Source organism: Pseudomonas sp. IT-P260 (assembly GCF_949768395.1).
Lineage (GTDB): Bacteria > Pseudomonadota > Gammaproteobacteria > Pseudomonadales > Pseudomonadaceae > Aquipseudomonas > Aquipseudomonas parakoreensis.
This window is the reverse complement of the sequence record NZ_CATKPO010000033.1, coordinates 470,773-486,975: the sequence shown is the minus strand read 5'-3', so window position 1 is coordinate 486,975 and position 16,203 is coordinate 470,773. Positions and strand designations below refer to the sequence as shown.

The following is a 16,203-nucleotide window of genomic DNA, read 5'->3' as shown; positions in this document are numbered from 1 at the left end:
TCCACCCAGCCCAATCACAAGGAGTGAATCATGCGGGTACTGGTCGCCAATCCTCAGGACGATTTTCGCGTCAAAGCCTACGCCGGCACCAACGGCGTGCTGCTCGCCATGGACCTGTCCGAACCCCGACGCAAAGGCTTGCTCGGGTTTGCCATCGAAAAGCAACAGGGCGACAAACCGTGGTTGTTCCTGTTCAACAGCCTGACGTTTCCCGGCAAGGCTCACACTTTTCCCCAGTATCACGCCACGCCCAGCGATAAGGCACCGCTGCAAAAATTCCGCTGGGCCGATTACGCCATCAACCCGGGCACGACCCTGCACTATCGCGTGCATCTGGCCTACGGCACGGCGGACGCGCCGCTACTGGGCGAATCGCTGGAGCTGAGCATCACCAGTGACGACGGCCACCCGGCCAATCAGAGCGTGATCTTCAATCGCGCCGTGGCTGCCAGTCAGGCGTTTCAGCGCAAATTTCCCGACCTCGACGCACAGATCAGCGCCAACAAGAACCTGCCCATCGAAGCCTGGCCCGACGCGGCGCGCCTGTGGCTGGAGAACGGGCTGCTGGAGCGATTGCTGAGCTTCATCGAGCGGGCTGTGGACGCGCAGTGGGCGTTGGACATTGCGATCTACGAGTATCAGTTGCAGGCGATCATCGATGCCGTAAACGCGGCGTTCGCGCGAGGGGTGCAAGTGCGCGTGCTGTACCACGCCCAGCCTGATGATCCCGATACGACCCTGAATGAAGCGAACCTTGCCCAATTACCAGCGTCGAACAAGCGTGGCCGGGTCACTCACAACATTTTCCACGACAAATTCATCGTCCTCAGCCGAGTCGATGGCGTCGGTCAGCGTCAACCGCAGGCGGTGCTGTGCGGCAGCACCAATTTCACCGCCAATGGCGTGTATCGCCAGGCCAATGTGGTGCATACGCTCGACGATGTGACGATTGCCACTGCCTATCTGCAAACGTTCGATGAGGTCTGGGCCAACCCTGCTGATGTCGCAGCCACACGCAACTGGATCACCGAACACAACCCGATGGATCCTGCGCAAACGCTGTTCGCCGGGTTCTCACCACGCAGCGGTGGTGCCGACTTACGCGAGTTCGTCGAGATCATCGAAGCGGCGAAAAAGGATGTGCTGTTTGTCACGGCATTCACCTTGCCGGACGCGATTCTCAACGCGCTGCTTGGTCAGCCCCATGACGACATTCTGCGTTACGGTCTGCAGAACACCGCCAGCCGCATCACCGGATTTCACGCCGATCGCAGCGCCGAATTCGCCGCCACAGCGTTGCTTAACACCGGGCTGGAAGGCTGGCTGAAAGAAAACATGAAAGGTCAGAAGGGCAACCTGCTGGTGCACACCAAAGCGGTGGTCGTCGACTTCACCAGCGACAGGCCGACGATTATCAGCGGCAGCCACAACCTCAGCACTTCGGCCAGTAACGGCAACGACGAAAACTATCTGATCATCCGTGGCGATACCGATCTGGCGGACCGCTATGGCCTGGAATTGCTGCGGTTCTATGAGCATTACCGCTTTCGCTATTTCGCTAAAAAACTTGAGCTGAAGCACGTGAGTCCGTTGGCGGTGGATGACAGCTGGACCCACGATTACTACGTGGAGGGGGATTTGCGGCAGTTGTCGCGGTTGCGCTTTGCAGGACGATGACAGCCAACTGTAGGAGCTGCCGAAGGCTGCGATCTTTTGACTTTGTTTTTTAAGGTCAAGATCAAAAGATCGCAGCCTGCGGCAGCTCCTACAGGGGGGCAGTGGTCGTTGATACAGATTTTGAAATGATTTGCCGCTGTAGAAAATGTGCCTTGAGCCTGTACGCTCCAAGGCCATTTTTCATTCAGGATTTGCATGAACACCCTCTTGGAGCCTCCCAGTCGTACCTTCTCCTCGCGCCATGGCGCGGTCTTGACGCACTCGCAGCATCCGGTTTTCCGCCTCCCGACTATCGTTGACAACGCGGCCTCAGAGCCTTCGCGTTGCACTTTGCCGTGCCCGGCAGCCTGAATTCACTGAAGAGAGATCGAGACATTTTATGGAATGGTTAGCGGATCCCACGGCCTGGTTAGGCTTGTTGACTTTGATCGTGCTGGAGCTGGTGCTGGGTATCGACAACCTGGTGTTCATCGCGATTCTGGCGGACAAACTGCCGCCGCATCAGCGTGATCGTGCGCGGATCATCGGCCTGTCGTTGGCGCTGATCATGCGCCTGGGCCTGTTGGCGAGCATTTCCTGGCTGGTCACCCTCACGCAGCCGTTGTTCGAGGTGTTCGACAAGAGCTTCTCCGGCCGTGACCTGATCATGCTGTTCGGTGGTGTGTTCCTGCTGTTCAAGGCGACGATGGAGTTGCACGAACGGCTCGAAGGGCATGTCGGCCAGCGCTCGACCAACGCCGCTTACGCATTGTTCTGGCCGATCGTGGCGCAGATCGTGGTGCTCGATGCGGTGTTCTCGCTGGACGCGGTCATTACCGCCGTGGGCATGGTCGATGAACTGGCGGTGATGATGATCGCGGTGATCATTTCCATCGGTTTGATGATCGTTGCGAGCAAGCCGCTGACCCGCTTCGTCAATGCGCACCCGACGGTGATCATGCTGTGTTTGGGCTTTCTGATGATGATCGGTTTCGCCCTGACGGCCGAAGGCCTGGGCTTCCACATCCCGAAAGGCTATCTGTATGCGGCCATCGGCTTCTCGATCCTGATCGAGGTGTTCAACCAGATCGCCCGGGCCCGCCGCAAACGCTCGATGCAAGGCCTGCGCCCCCTACGTGAGCGCACGGCCCATGCGGTGATGCGTCTGCTGGGTGGGCGCAAGCTGGAAGTGGAGGAGGTCGGCGAGGAAATCTCCGATCTGCTGGACGACGGCGAAACCCCGAGTGCAGAACTGTTCGACCGTCGCGAGCGGGTGATGATCAGTGGTGTGCTGCAACTGGCCGAACGCCCGATTCGCAACCTGATGACCGTGCGTGCCGACGTCGACACCATCGACCTGGCTGACGACGCCGAAACGATTCGGACAAAACTGATGCACTCGTCCTATTCGCGTCTGCCGCTGATCCGCAACGGTGCCGTGGATGAACCGTTGGGCTTCGTGCACAAGAAGGAACTGCTCAAGGAGTACCTGAGCGGCATTGAGCCGAACCTGGAACATCTGGCACGCAAGACCATCAATCTGCTCGACAGCTATTCGATCCTCAATGCGCTGGAGCAGATGCGCGCAGCGTCGACCCACATTGCTTTTGTGGTCAACGAGTTCGGCGACTTCGTCGGCGTGCTGACCATGACCGACATCCTCGAATCGATTGCCGGCGAACTGCCCGATGCCAGCGAAATCGAAGGCCCGGACGTGATCGAAGAGCAGGGCGGGTTTGTCGTCAGCGGCGCATTGAATCTGACGCGTGTTCGCCAGCGCACCGGGTTCGGCGCCGAACCGACCGAGGACTATCAGACCCTGGCCGGACTGGTGATGAGCCTGCTGGATCGCTTGCCGATGATCGGCGATCGGCTGCAGTACGCAGGCTGGCAAATGACCGTCAAAGCCGTTGAGGAACGACGGGTGACGCAGGTGTTGCTGGTGCGCGATTCTGCGTAAGGCAGCAGCCTTGCGCTGACGGTGCCGGCCCCTTCGCGGGCAAGCCCGCTCCCACAGTGCACGCGTCGTACACGAAATGTGTGAACAACGTTGACCCCTGTGGGAGCGGGCTTGCCCGCGAAAGCGATGTGTCAGACGCCGTAACGATTACGGGAAATGCACTGCCTCAAATCACCCGCCGATGCGCACGCGTGATTGTGCAGAGCCTGCTCAATGTGCGGCACAACCACGGCAGGTCATGCCGTGGTTTCTGCTGCACCACCGGTGCCCTGGTCCTGCCAATATGCCGGGCAAAGTCTGCCGCCAGAGTTTCCTCCGTGCCAATCCCCTTGAGCTTCTTCAGCAACTTGCCGTTCTTGTAGAACAGCACCGTCGGCGTGCCGGTGACCAACGGATGGCGCGGCGACTCACGGGTGTTAAGCATGTAGATATTGGCGCGATGCCGGTACGGCTCGGCAATCTGACGAAAAATCGGCCCGGCGAACTCGCAGGCGGGGCAGTGCTCATTGGCGAAATACAGGATCACCGGGCGCCAGGTTTTCAGGGCTTTGCGGTAGACCGGAGCCAGATTGGAAATGGTATTGGCAGAACTCATTGAAAACTCCTTTTTCAACGACCTCGAAGGTTCAATGACGTTAAAGGAGGGTGCAGAACCGGTCTACTGTCAGAAATTACAGGTGGCCCGTGGAGTCGCGAGATTTTTCCCACTTTTATGGAGGACCGTCCTGACACGAAACCCGGAAATGTGGAATGTCGGGACGTGATACTTTTTTCACTCAATAAAAGAGAAGGTGGGAATAAACGATAGACGTCGAAGCCGTCTTGGAGTGCTATTTTAAGCACCATTAACAGCACTCCAAGGAGCACCATCATGACTCACGTAGTTCTTTCCAATATCGTTGCGAGTATTTCTGAATTGAAAAGAAATCCCATGGGTACCGTGGCCGCCGGTGGCGGCCAGTCTGTTGCAATCCTCAATCGAAATGAGCCGGCGTTTTATTGTGTGCCCGCGAAGGAGTATGAGGCGATGATGAATCGTCTTGAGGACCTGGAACTGATCGCACTATGCAAGGAGCGAGAAAACGACCCTACCATCAAGGTCTCTATAGATGACCTATGAGCTGGAGTTTTCCGAGAAAGCGTGGAGGGAATGGAAAAAGCTTGATTCAGCACTTCAGGATCAGTTCAAAAGAAAGCTCGCTACACGTCTGGTCAACCCTCACGTTCCTGCCGATCGACTTCGAGGGTTGGGAAACGCTTACAAAATCAAGCTTCGCAGTGCTGGATACAGGCTGGTCTATCGCGTAAAGAACGAGGTTTTGGTTGTTACCGTGATTGCGGTAGGGAGAAGAGAGCGGGGAGAGGTTTACGACAAAGCCGCTAGCCGATAGCTAGGGAGAGAGGGCGCGTTCAAACGCCAAACACATTTGCACCGAAATAGTCGTCGATGCTCCCATCTGGGAACCAGCTACTCGCGATTTGTAGCCTAAAGTAGCGCAGCCCATCAGTACCTTCATGTAACACCACTCCTCGCATTTTCCGCATCCTGTTGATTCCAAAAACATTTCAACTCACTGCAGATTCCCTTTGATTCCTGTGGCACACTTTCTGCTGTCTATTCCGCAGTAACAAACCTAGTTCCGGTATAGCGGAATAAACATCATCCTGGAGTGCTTGCCATGCATCGCCGTCCTTCGTTGTTCAAAGCGTGTGTTTTTGTTCTTGCGGCTTCGTCCGCTGCCATGGGCATGGCCCAGGCAGCCGACAGCAAACTCGACAGTGTTCTGGCCCGGGGCAAGCTGATTGTCGGCACCGGCAGCACCAATGCGCCGTGGCACTTTCAGGGTGCGGACGGCAAGTTGCAGGGCTTTGATATCGACATCGCCAGGATGGTGGCCAAGGGTTTGTTCAATGACCCGAACAAGGTCGAGTTCGTCGTGCAGTCGTCCGATGCGCGGATTCCCAATCTGCTGACCGACAAGGTCGACATGAGCTGCCAGTTCATCACCGTCACCGCCAGCCGTGCGCAGCAAGTGGCGTTCACTTTGCCGTACTACCGCGAAGGCGTCGGCCTGCTGCTGCCGGCCAACAGCAAGTACAAGGAAATCGAAGACCTGCAGGCTGCCGGTGACAGCGTCACGGTGGCCGTGCTGCAAAACGTCTATGCCGAAGAACTGGTGCACCAGGCGCTGCCCAAGGCCAAGGTCGATCAGTACGACAGCGTTGATCTGATGTATCAGGCGGTGAACTCCGGCCGCGCCGATGCCGCGGCTACCGATCAGTCGTCGGTCAAATACCTGATGGTGCAGAACCCTGGCCGCTACCGCAGCCCGACTTATGCCTGGAGTCCGCAGACCTACGCCTGCGCGGTCAAGCGCGGCGATCAGGATTGGCTGAACTTCGTCAACACCACCCTGCATGAAGCCATGACCGGCGTTGAGTTCCCGACTTACGCCGCCTCGTTCAAGCAATGGTTCGGTGTCGACCTGCCGTCACCGGCGATCGGTTTCCCTGTCGAATTCAAATGATCCCGTGAGAGTGGGGCGATACAAATCGCCCCGCTCAAGGTACTGCTGACCATGAACTATCAGTTGAACTTTGCTGCCGTGTGGCGCGATTTCGACACCTTGCTGGCGGGGCTCGGTCTGGGTCTTGAACTGGCGCTGGTGTCGATCGCCATCGGCTGCGTGATCGGCCTGCTGATGGCGTTTGCCTTGCTCTCGAAGCATCGCGCCTTGCGGGTGCTGGCCTCGGTGTACGTCACGGTGGTGCGTAATACACCGATTCTGGTGTTGATTCTGTTGATCTACTTTGCCTTGCCGAGCCTGGGGATCCGTCTGGACAAGATTCCGTCGTTCATCATCACGTTGTCGCTGTATGCCGGTGCCTATCTGACCGAAGTGTTCCGTGGCGGTTTGCTGAGCATCCCCAAAGGCCAGCGCGAAGCGGGGCTGGCAATCGGTCTCGGTGAGTGGCAGGTCAAGGCTTACGTGACCGTGCCGGTCATGCTGCGCAACGTGTTGCCGGCGCTGTCGAACAACTTCATTTCGCTGTTCAAGGACACCTCGCTGGCCGCCGCAATTGCGGTACCGGAGCTGACCTATTACGCGCGCAAGATCAACGTCGAAAGCTACCGGGTGATCGAAACCTGGCTGGTGACCACGGCGTTGTATGTCGCGGCCTGTTACCTCATTGCCATGCTGCTGCGTTACCTCGAGCAGCGTCTGGCAATCCGCCGATAGGAGGCTGCGATGTACGAATCCCCCAGTTGGTTGCATGAGTTGTGGGTCGCTCGCGAGACCTTGTTGCAAGGGTTTCTGACCAGTGTGCAGGTGTCGGCGCTGGCGATTCTGTTTGGCACGCTGCTCGGCGTCGTCGCCGGTCTGGTGCTGACTTACGGCAAGTTCTGGATGCGCGCGCCGTTTCGTTTTTACGTTGACCTGATTCGCGGTACGCCGGTGTTTGTGTTGGTGCTGGCCTGCTTCTACATGGCGCCGGCGCTCGGTTGGCAGATCAGCGCGTTTCAGGCCGGTGCGCTGGGCCTCACGCTGTTTTGCGGCTCGCACGTTGCCGAGATCGTGCGCGGTGCCTTGCAGGCCTTGCCGCGTGGGCAGATGGAAGCGAGCAAGGCGATTGGCCTGACGTTCTATCAGTCCCTCGGTTATGTGTTGCTGCCACAAGCGCTGCGGCAGATCCTGCCGACCTGGGTCAACTCGTCCACCGAAATCGTCAAGGCTTCGACCTTGCTCTCGGTGATCGGCGTCGCCGAACTGCTGCTCAGCACCCAACAGATCATCGCCCGGACCTTCATGACTCTGGAGTTCTACCTGTTCGCCGGTTTTCTGTTCTTCGTCATCAACTACGGCATCGAATTACTCGGCCGGCACATTGAAAAGCGGGTGGCCCTGCCATGACTCAAGCTCAAGTTTCCAACGTTTCAAATGGCCAGCCACTGCTGGATATCCGTGGCCTGCACAAGCAGTACGGTGCGGTCGAAGTGCTCAAAGGCGTCGACCTGAGCATGCAGCGCGGCAACGTCGTGACGCTGATCGGCTCCAGCGGTTCGGGCAAGACCACCTTGCTGCGCTGCGTGAACATGCTCGAAGAGTTCCAGGGCGGGCAGATCCTGCTCGACGGCGAGTCCATCGGCTATGACGAGGTCGGCGGTAAACGTGTGCGTCACGCCGAAAAAGTCATTGCCCGCCATCGCGCCATGACCGGCATGGCCTTTCAGCAATTCAATCTGTTCCCGCATCTGACAGCCTTGCAGAACGTCACCCTCGGTCTGCTCAAGGTGAAGAAGATGCACAAGGACCAAGCCGTCGCGCTGGCCGAGAAATGGCTGGAGCGGGTCGGCCTGCTGGAGCGGCGCAATCACTTTCCCGGGCAGTTGTCCGGCGGTCAGCAACAGCGCGTGGCGATTGCCCGGGCGATTGCGATGAACCCGAGCCTGATGCTGTTCGACGAAGTCACCTCGGCCCTTGACCCGGAGCTGGTCGGTGAAGTGCTGAACGTGATCAAGGGCCTGGCCGAAGACGGCATGACCATGCTGCTGGTGACCCACGAAATGCGTTTCGCCTTCGAGGTCTCGGACAAGATCGTTTTCATGAATCAGGGGCGGATCGAAGAGCAAGGGCCGCCCAAGGAGCTGTTCGAACGCCCGCAATCGCCGCGTCTGGCTGAGTTTCTCAAGAGCACGCGGTTCTAATTTTTGCTTAGTAAACAGGAGAAATACCCATGAGCATTACTCGATACGGCACCGGCAGCACCGCCGCTGGCGGTCAGCCACGTCCCTTCGCGCGCGCCGTTGAAGCGGACGGCTGGCTGCACGTGTCCGGCCAGGTGCCGGCAGTGGACGGCGAGATCATCGTTGGCGGCATCGTCGAGCAGACCCACCAGACCATGAAAAACCTGATCGCGATTCTCGAAGAGGCCGGTTATGGCCTGGAGGATGTGGTGCGGGCCGGGGTGTGGCTGGACGATCCCCGGGATTTCAGCAGTTTCAACAAGGTTTTCGGCGAGTACTTCAAACCTGAACACGCCCCGGCGCGGGCTTGCGTGCAGGCGAGCATGATGGTCGATTGCAAGGTCGAGATCGATTGCATCGCGTACAAGAAGAAACCCTGAAATCTGTGCTGAATTCTTCGCGAGCAGGCTCGCTCCCACATTTGAAATGCAATCCCCTGTGGGAGCGAGCCCGCTCGCGAAAGCGGCCTAACGGTCGCCGCCGTACTCTCGGTAAACTCCCGGCACTTTCATTGGGAACCACTGACATGACCGAAGACACCATCAAACGCCGGGCCCGTGGTCTGGACCGGGCGTTCGATATCCTCGATTTCCTCAAGGAGATCGGCCAGCCGCTGCGTCCGAATGACATCGCCAACGGTATCGGCAGCCCGAAATCCACGGTTTACGAACTGGTGGCGTCGCTGCTGGAGCGACGGATTCTGGAGCCGGTGGGCAAGGACGGGCACGTCTATCTCGGTCGTCAGTTGTACTTCCTCGGGCAGGCGCACCTGCGCCATTTCGACCTCAGTCGCGAGGCCGATCATGCCTTGCAGGACATCGTCAGCCAGACCCGGGAAACCGCGCAGATGTGCCTGCTCAACGGGCGCAAATACACGGTGGCACTGATGAAGGAGGGCGAGCGGCATTTCCGCATTTCGTCCGACATCGGCGAAAACGCGCCGATCCCGTGGACTGCATCCGGACGCCTGCTGCTGGCGCATTTGAGCGACCAGCAGATCATCGACCTGATCGACGAAGACGACTACATCCTGCCCGACGGCGAACGACTGCCGCTGGAGCGCTTTCTGGCGGAAATTCGTCAGGCCGGGATCGACGGTTTCTTCTCCTTCGACAGCGTGGCCGACACCTTCACCCATTGCTTCGCTGCGCCGGTCAAAGACCCCAGTGGCGTGGCCATCTGCACCCTGTGCATCGTCGCCCCACGGGCCGATGCGAAAAACAATTACGACGACTATCGCCGGGTGCTGATCGAGAGCGCCAACAGCCTCGCCCGGCGTATCAACGAATAACCGCGGCTGCCTGCGGCCGCGACAGTGAGGAGTTCAAGCATGACGACTGCCATCAATACCGCTGTGGAAAAGGGCGCCGCTGCCATTGGCGCGCACCTTGTGCGTGACGTCAGCCTGCCGGCGCTGGTGCTGCACCGCGAGGCGCTGGAGCACAACATTCGCTGGATGCAGACGTTCGTCAGCGACAGCGGCGCCGAACTCGCGCCCCACGGCAAAACCAGCATGACCCCGGCACTGTTCCAGCGTCAGCTCGACGCCGGCGCGTGGGGCATCACCCTCGCCAGCGCCACCCAGACCCGCGCCGCGTATGCCCACGGCGTGCGGCGGGTGTTGATGGCCAACCAACTGGTCGGCACGCCGAACATGGCGCTGATTGCCGATCTGCTGGCAGACCCGGATTTCGATTTCTACTGCATGGTCGATCACCCGGACAACGTCGCCGATCTGGGCGCCTACTTCGCTTCGCGCGGCGTGAAGTTGAACGTGATGATCGAGTACGGCGTGGTCGGTGGCCGTTGCGGTTGCCGCAGCGAGCAGGAAGTCATCGAACTGGCCCAGGCGATCAACGCGCAACCGGCGCTGGCCCTGACCGGCATCGAAGGTTACGAAGGGGTGATTCACGGCGATCACGCGGTCAGCGGCATTCGCGAATTTGCTGCGTCACTGGTGCGCCTGGCGGTGCAGTTGCAGGACAGCGGCGCGTTTGCCATTGCCAAACCGATCATCACTGCCTCGGGTTCGGCGTGGTACGACCTGATCGCCGAGTCGTTTGAAACGCAAAATGCGGGCGGACGCTTCCTCAGCGTGCTGCGCCCGGGCAGTTACGTGGCGCATGACCACGGTATCTACAAGGAAGCGCAATGCTGCGTGCTGGATCGTCGCAGCGATCTGCACGAAGGCCTGCGTCCGGCGCTGGAAGTCTGGGCCCACGTGCAATCGCTGCCGGAACCGGGTTTTGCGGTGATCGCCCTCGGCAAGCGCGACGTGGCATTCGATGCCGGTTTGCCGGTGCCGTTGCTGCGTTACAAGGCCGGCGTTGTGCCGGCGGTCGGCGACGATGTCGGCGCGTGCAAGGTGACGGCGGTGATGGACCAGCATGCGTTCATGAGCGTGGCGCCGGGGGTTGAGTTGCGGGTCGGCGATATCATTTCCTTCGGCACCTCGCACCCGTGTCTGACCTTCGACAAGTGGCGGGTGGGGTTGCTGGTGGATGAGCAGTTGGCGGTGGTCGAGAACATGGAGACTTGTTTCTAAGGCTTGAGACCGAGTCGCGCCATTCGCGAGCAGGCTCGCTCCCACAGGGGAACGCATTCCAAATTGTGGGAGCGAGCCTGCTCGCGAAGGCGCCAGTCCAGACATCCGCGAATCCAGAGACAGCACAAAATGACCACCCTCAGCCCCCTGGGCCCGAACACCCCGCGCATCGCTCTGATCGGCGAATGCATGATCGAACTCCAGCACCGCGCCGATGGCAGCCTGCAGCAAAGCTTCGGCGGCGATACGTTGAACACGGCGGTGTACCTGTCCCGCGCCCTCGGCGACAACGCCCAGGTCGATTACGTCACCGCGCTGGGCGACGACAGCTTCAGCGATGCAATGTGCCAGAGCTGGGCCGATGAAGGCATTGGCCTGGACATGGTGCAGCGTCTGCCCGGTCGTTTGCCGGGCCTGTACTGCATTCAGACCGACGCCAACGGCGAGCGACGTTTCCTCTACTGGCGCAATGAGGCGGCGGTGCGCGATTGCTTTACCACTCCGGCGGCGGAGCCGATTCTTGCAGCGCTGCCGGATTACGACGTGCTGTATTTCAGCGGTATCACCCTCGCGGTGCTTGGTGCCAAGGGCCGTGAGCGTTTGATCCAGACCCTGATCGAAGCCCGGCAGCGCGATGCGCGGATCGTCTTCGACAACAACTATCGGCCACGTTTGTGGGCGTCACAGGAAGAGGCGCGGGCGGCCTATCGCAGTGTGTTGCCGCATGTCGATCTGGCATTGCTGACCGTCGATGACGAGCAGGCACTGTTCCATTTTTCCGACTGCGATGCGGTGTTCGAGGCTTACGCACAGATCGGCACGCCGGAAGTGGTGCTCAAACGTGGCGCCGAGGCGTGTCTGATTCGTTGTGATGGCGAGGTGTTTGAAGTACCGGCGCAGAAGGTCGAGAAGGTGGTGGACACGACGGCGGCGGGGGATTCGTTCAGTGCGGCGTATCTGGCCAGGCGTTTGCTGGGTGGCAGTCCGGTGGAAGCGGCGCAGGCTGGGCATTTACTGGCGAGTCGGGTCATCCAGTTCCCGGGAGCGTTAATCTCTAAGGACTGACAACTATCCCTGTAGGAGCTGCCGAAGGCTGCGATCTTTTGATTTTGCTTTTTTAAGATCAAAAGATCGCAGCCTTCGGCAGCTCCTACAGGGAAACAGGGAAACAGGGCAATCAGGTCAATCGCGGAAAAACACCTGCACCAGGTGATAGCCGAACTTGCTCTTGATCGGTCCGTGCACCGTGCGCAACGGTTTCTTGAAGATCACCGCATCAATCGCGCCGACCATCTGGCCCGGCCGCACTTCACCCAGATCGCCGCCGCGCTTGCCGGACGGGCAGGTCGAGTATTTCTTCGCCAGCACATCAAACGCTTCGCCCTTGGCAATGCGTTGTTTGAGCTGTTCGGCCTCTTCGGCGGTTTTCACCAGAATGTGGCGGGCTTGGGCTTTCATCGTGCGATACCTGTAACGGGGTGACGGCGGGGCGCGGGATTATGCCTCAAGTGACGGCGTTTGGTTGATCATCTCGCGGATCTTGTTCGCCAGCACTTCAATCGAAAACGGCTTGGCCACCATGTCCATGCCGTCCTCGAGAAAACCCTGACGCTCCGCAGCTTTCTGTGCATAACCGGTCATGAACAGCACCTTCAGTCCCGGGCGGTGCTGGCGGGCGATTTCCGCCAGTTGCCGGCCGTTCATCCCCGGCAGGCCGACGTCGGTCACCAGCAGATCCACACGCAACTCCGATTCCAGTAGCGGCAGGGCGGCGCTGGCGTCGGCCGCTTCGTGGGCGAGGTAACCCAGCTCCTTGAGCAGGTCGAGCACCAGCATGCGCACCGCCGGGTCATCTTCGACCACGACCACGGTTTCGCCGCAAGTGGCCGTCGGGGCTGCACTGAGGGTTTCCACGACTGGCCGTTCGGGCTCCAGCAGGTTCAGGCGCGGCAAGTACAGGCGCACACAGGTGCCCTGGTTCGGCAGACTGTCGAGGCTGACATGGCCGCCCGACTGCTGGGCGAAACCATAGATCATCGACAGCCCCAGCCCGGTGCCCTGGCCGATCGGTTTGGTGGTGAAGAACGGATCGAACGCCTTGGCGCGCACCGACGGCGTCATGCCGGTGCCGTTGTCGCTGACCGCCAGCATCAGGTAGTCGCCGGCCTTGACCGGTTCAAGGGTGGTGATGTCGTTGCCGTCGAGGTAGACGTTGGCGGTTTCGATCAGTAACTCGCCACCGTCGGGCATGGCGTCGCGGGCATTGATCACCAGGTTGAGCAGGGCGTTTTCCAGTTGGCTGACGTCGGTGCTGATCGGCCACACATCGTCGGCCAGGCGCAGCGTGAGTTCGATCGGGTCACCCTTGGTGCGGCGGATCAAATCTTCCAGCGAATGAATCAGTTCGTTGACGTTGAGGGTCTTGCGATCCAGCGACTGCCGACGGGAGAACGCCAGCAGGCGATGGGTCAGGGCGGCTGCACGGTTGGCCGACGACACCGCCGCTTCGGTGAAACGGCCGATTTCCTCGGCGCGACCGTCGGCGATGTAGCGTTGCATCAGGTCGAGGCTGCCGATGATCCCGGTGAGCATGTTGTTGAAGTCGTGGGCGATACCGCCGGTGAGCTGGCCGACCGCTTCCATTTTCTGCGCATGGCGCAACGCGTCTTCGGCGCGCTCGCGTTCAAACATCTCGTTCTGCAGGCGCTGATTGGCCTGGGCCAGTTGTTCGGTGCGGGCGCTGACCCGTTCCTCAAGGGTTTCATTGAGGTTGCGCAGCGCTTCTTCGGTCTTTTTCCGTTCACTTTCGTCGATCACGAAAATATAGAAACCGTTGACTGAGCCATCGGCGCCGTGGCGCGGCAGGTAATTCATCAGCGCATGACGGCTGCTGCCGTCGCGGTGCGGGGTGTACAGGCTGAACGAGCAGGGACGCCCGGCCAGCGCCTCGGCGATGTACGGCGCGCGCAGGAAGTAGGCTTCTTCGCCGATCACTTCACGAATGGTGCGGCCATACAATTCCTGAGGCGTGAGGCCGTACCAGTCCAGATACGCGGCGTTGTTCAAGCGGAAGCGCTCTTCGTGGTCGACGTAACTGATGAGGATCGGCATCGCGTTGATGATCAGCTGCAATTCGGTCTGGCTCTGACGCAGCGCCTGCTCGGTGTGCTTGCGCTCGGTCAGGTCCAGCGCGGCGCCGAGGAAACGCACGGGTCGCCCGTGGTGATCCTTGTAACAGCGGCCACGGGCAAACACCCAGCGCAGTTCGCCATCGGCTTTGAGTAGCCTGTATTCCTCGGCGTATTCGGTACCGTGGGTGATGCAATGCTTGATGCTGCGGGCGATCAACGCGCGGTCTTCGGGGTGCACCCCTTGCAGGTAATCGCTGATCGGCAGCTGACTGGCGTGGGCCGGATCGATGCCGTGCAGTTGGGCGAAGTGGGCATCGGCGATGAAGCGGTCTTCACCGATGTCCCAGTCCCAGGTGCCGACGGCATCGGTAGCGGCCAGCGCCAGTTGCAGGCGCTCCTCGGTGTCGCGCTGGGCCTTGAGGCTTTCTTCGGAACGACGTTGCAGTTCAAGGGCAATGCGCCGGCGCTCGTTGGTTTCGATGGCCGTGACCAGAATTCCGGCCACTTGCGCATCTTCATCGCGGATGGGGCTGTAAGTCAGGTCCAGCCAGAAGTCGGACTCCTTGCCTTCGCGTTGCAGGGTAAATCGCCGTTCGCTGTAGGTGCGCACCTGGCCTTGTAGGACGGCTCGATAAATCGGGTCGGTAAAGTCCTGAAGTTCTGGCCATATAAGGTGCGCCGGCTGTCCGAAAGCGTGCGGATGCTTGCTGCCGGCGAGCATCGCAAAGCCATTGTTGTAGATCTGCGTGAGCTGCGGCCCCCACAACAGCAGCATCGGCATCGGCGAGTGAATCACTATATCCACCGCGGTGCGCAGGCTTTGCGGCCAGGTGCCGGCGGCGCCCAGCGGAGTGCGGGCCCAGTCGATACGGGCGATCAGGGCTTGGGCGTCATCGGGGGTGGGTGCTGCGTTCATCACATCTATCCTGAGCGTCGGTCAGTGCGTTGGCATCTACTATTCTTGCACTTGCGGTAGACGCTGTATGACCCGTTACGTCACGACAGCGGGTCATTTCTGTTCATTGAATGCTTCGCGGGTGCTTATTGCCATGGAAATCGATGCACTGTTGCTCCGTCTGTCGAGCCAGCACGGCTCGGATCTGTTTCTGTCCACGGGAGCGCCACCCAGTGCGCGTATCGATGGCGTGCTGACGCCGTTCAGCGAGCGGCCATTCAAACCCGGTGAGGTCGAGGCCATCGCCAACTCCCTGATGGACGCCGAGCAGCGGCGTGAGTTCGATCGGGAACTGGAAATGAACCTGGCAATTTCCCGCACCGGTGTCGGACGTTTTCGCCTGAACATCTTCAAGCAACGCAACGATGTGTCAATCGTGATCCGCAACGTCAAACTCGATATCCCGCGCTTCGAAGACCTCAAACTGCCGCCGGTGCTGCTGGATACGGTGATGCTCAAACAAGGGCTGATCCTGTTCGTTGGCGCCACCGACTCCGGCAAGTCGACCTCGCTGGCCGCACTGATCGACCATCGCAATCGCCACAGCAGCGGGCACATCATCACCATTGAAGACCCGGTGGAGTATATCCATCGACACAAGCGCTCGATCATCAATCAACGCGAAGTCGGCGTCGATACCCGCAGTTTCCATGCGGCGCTGAAAAACACCCTGCGCCAGGCCCCGGACGTGGTGCTGATCGGTGAAATCCGTGACCGCGAAACCATGGAACATGCGCTGACGTTCGCCGATACCGGGCACCTGGTGCTGTCGACGCTGCATGCGCACAACGCCAATCAGGCGCTGGACCGCATCGTCAATCTGTTCCCCGAAGAGCGCCGCCCGCAGTTGCTGCATGCGCTGGGCAACAATCTCAAGGCGTTCGTCTCGCAACGGCTGGTGCGCACATTGGACGGTCAGCGCCGCGCGGCGGTCGAGGTGATGCTCGGCACGCCGACCATTGCCGACCTGATCCGCCGCAACGAGCTGGGCGAACTCAAGGGCATCATGGAGAAGTCCGGCGAGGTCGGCATGCAGACCTTCGACGCGGCGCTGTACGGGCTGGTGGTGGAGGGCGTGATCAATGAGGACGAAGCGCTCAAGCATGCCGATTCACAAAACAATCTGCGCCTGCGTTTGAAACTGCATGCCGAAGCGGGCCCGGCGCCCGCGCCTTCATCATCAGGCGATTGGGGCTTGATGGATTAACA

16 protein-coding genes are annotated in these 16,203 nt (G+C 60.0%); 13 read left to right on the top strand and 3 right to left on the bottom strand.

The features are described from left to right. Positions 1 to 30: 30 nt before the first annotated feature. Together ACM6HV_RS16155 and ACM6HV_RS16150 are read left to right on the top strand one after the other, a co-directional pair. Entirely contained in the window at positions 31 to 1,677 is a 1,647-nt protein-coding gene (locus ACM6HV_RS16155; protein ID WP_414904719.1) for a phospholipase D-like domain-containing protein, read from the top strand. Between the two features lie 379 nt (positions 1,678 to 2,056). Then, on the top strand, positions 2,057 to 3,616 hold the full coding sequence (locus ACM6HV_RS16150) for a TerC family protein (protein ID WP_145598447.1): 1,560 nt from the start codon (positions 2,057 to 2,059) through the stop codon (positions 3,614 to 3,616). Between the two features lie 166 nt (positions 3,617 to 3,782). Here the strand turns inward: ACM6HV_RS16150 and ACM6HV_RS16145 are convergent, their stop codons facing one another. Continuing rightward, on the bottom strand, positions 3,783 to 4,211 hold the full coding sequence (locus tag ACM6HV_RS16145; RefSeq protein ID WP_414904718.1) for a thioredoxin family protein: 429 nt from the start codon (positions 4,209 to 4,211) through the stop codon (positions 3,783 to 3,785). A 276-nt stretch (positions 4,212 to 4,487) separates the two neighbouring features. Between ACM6HV_RS16145 and ACM6HV_RS16140 the strand changes: the two genes are divergently transcribed. The 10 genes from ACM6HV_RS16140 (at position 4,488) to ACM6HV_RS16095 (ending at position 11,973) form a co-directional block, all read left to right on the top strand. Further along, complete coding sequence (locus ACM6HV_RS16140) at positions 4,488 to 4,736, top strand: type II toxin-antitoxin system Phd/YefM family antitoxin (protein WP_003225462.1); 249 nt, start codon at positions 4,488 to 4,490, stop codon at positions 4,734 to 4,736. Next, positions 4,726 to 5,007, top strand: coding sequence for a type II toxin-antitoxin system RelE family toxin (locus ACM6HV_RS16135; protein ID WP_414904717.1), 282 nt, complete (start codon positions 4,726 to 4,728; stop codon positions 5,005 to 5,007). Before ACM6HV_RS16140 ends, ACM6HV_RS16135 begins: the two co-directional genes overlap by 11 nt. A 288-nt stretch (positions 5,008 to 5,295) precedes the next feature. Further along, entirely contained in the window at positions 5,296 to 6,144 is an 849-nt protein-coding gene (locus tag ACM6HV_RS16130; protein ID WP_041064599.1) for a transporter substrate-binding domain-containing protein, read from the top strand. Positions 6,145 to 6,195: 51 nt separating this feature from the next. Continuing rightward, positions 6,196 to 6,858: an amino acid ABC transporter permease gene (locus ACM6HV_RS16125; RefSeq protein WP_003225455.1), complete on the top strand. Its 663-nt coding sequence runs from the start codon at positions 6,196 to 6,198 to the stop codon at positions 6,856 to 6,858. Positions 6,859 to 6,867: 9 nt separating this feature from the next. Beyond that, positions 6,868 to 7,530 carry an amino acid ABC transporter permease gene (locus ACM6HV_RS16120; RefSeq protein ID WP_041064595.1) on the top strand — a complete coding sequence of 221 codons (663 nt, stop codon included), beginning with the start codon at positions 6,868 to 6,870 and terminating at the stop codon, positions 7,528 to 7,530. Next, a complete protein-coding gene (locus ACM6HV_RS16115) occupies positions 7,527 to 8,324 on the top strand; it encodes an amino acid ABC transporter ATP-binding protein (RefSeq protein ID WP_041064592.1) in 798 nt (265 codons plus the stop codon). Before ACM6HV_RS16120 ends, ACM6HV_RS16115 begins: the two co-directional genes overlap by 4 nt. Before the next feature lie 29 nt (positions 8,325 to 8,353). Then, on the top strand, positions 8,354 to 8,743 hold the full coding sequence (locus ACM6HV_RS16110; RefSeq protein ID WP_003225452.1) for a RidA family protein: 390 nt from the start codon (positions 8,354 to 8,356) through the stop codon (positions 8,741 to 8,743). A 146-nt stretch (positions 8,744 to 8,889) separates the two neighbouring features. Next, a complete protein-coding gene (locus ACM6HV_RS16105; protein WP_047294799.1) occupies positions 8,890 to 9,654 on the top strand; it encodes an IclR family transcriptional regulator in 765 nt (254 codons plus the stop codon). 39 nt (positions 9,655 to 9,693) lie between these two features. Further along, positions 9,694 to 10,908 carry an amino acid deaminase gene (locus tag ACM6HV_RS16100; protein WP_414904716.1) on the top strand — a complete coding sequence of 405 codons (1,215 nt, stop codon included), beginning with the start codon at positions 9,694 to 9,696 and terminating at the stop codon, positions 10,906 to 10,908. A 129-nt stretch (positions 10,909 to 11,037) separates the two neighbouring features. Beyond that, the gene (locus tag ACM6HV_RS16095) at positions 11,038 to 11,973 is read left to right on the top strand and encodes a sugar kinase (RefSeq protein WP_414904715.1); all 936 of its coding nucleotides are present in this window, start codon (positions 11,038 to 11,040) and stop codon (positions 11,971 to 11,973) included. A gap of 117 nt (positions 11,974 to 12,090) precedes the next feature. On the opposite strand, the gene ACM6HV_RS16090 is transcribed toward ACM6HV_RS16095, so the two are convergent. Together ACM6HV_RS16090 and ACM6HV_RS16085 are read right to left on the bottom strand one after the other, a co-directional pair. Next, positions 12,091 to 12,366, bottom strand: coding sequence for a peptidylprolyl isomerase (locus tag ACM6HV_RS16090; RefSeq protein WP_003225447.1), 276 nt, complete (start codon positions 12,364 to 12,366; stop codon positions 12,091 to 12,093). Between the two features lie 39 nt (positions 12,367 to 12,405). Beyond that, the gene (locus ACM6HV_RS16085) at positions 12,406 to 14,955 is read right to left on the bottom strand and encodes a PAS domain-containing protein (RefSeq protein WP_414904714.1); all 2,550 of its coding nucleotides are present in this window, start codon (positions 14,953 to 14,955) and stop codon (positions 12,406 to 12,408) included. A 133-nt stretch (positions 14,956 to 15,088) separates the two neighbouring features. Between ACM6HV_RS16085 and ACM6HV_RS16080 the strand changes: the two genes are divergently transcribed. Beyond that, positions 15,089 to 16,201: a PilT/PilU family type 4a pilus ATPase gene (locus tag ACM6HV_RS16080; RefSeq protein WP_145598539.1), complete on the top strand. Its 1,113-nt coding sequence runs from the start codon at positions 15,089 to 15,091 to the stop codon at positions 16,199 to 16,201. Positions 16,202 to 16,203: the final 2 nt, after the last annotated feature.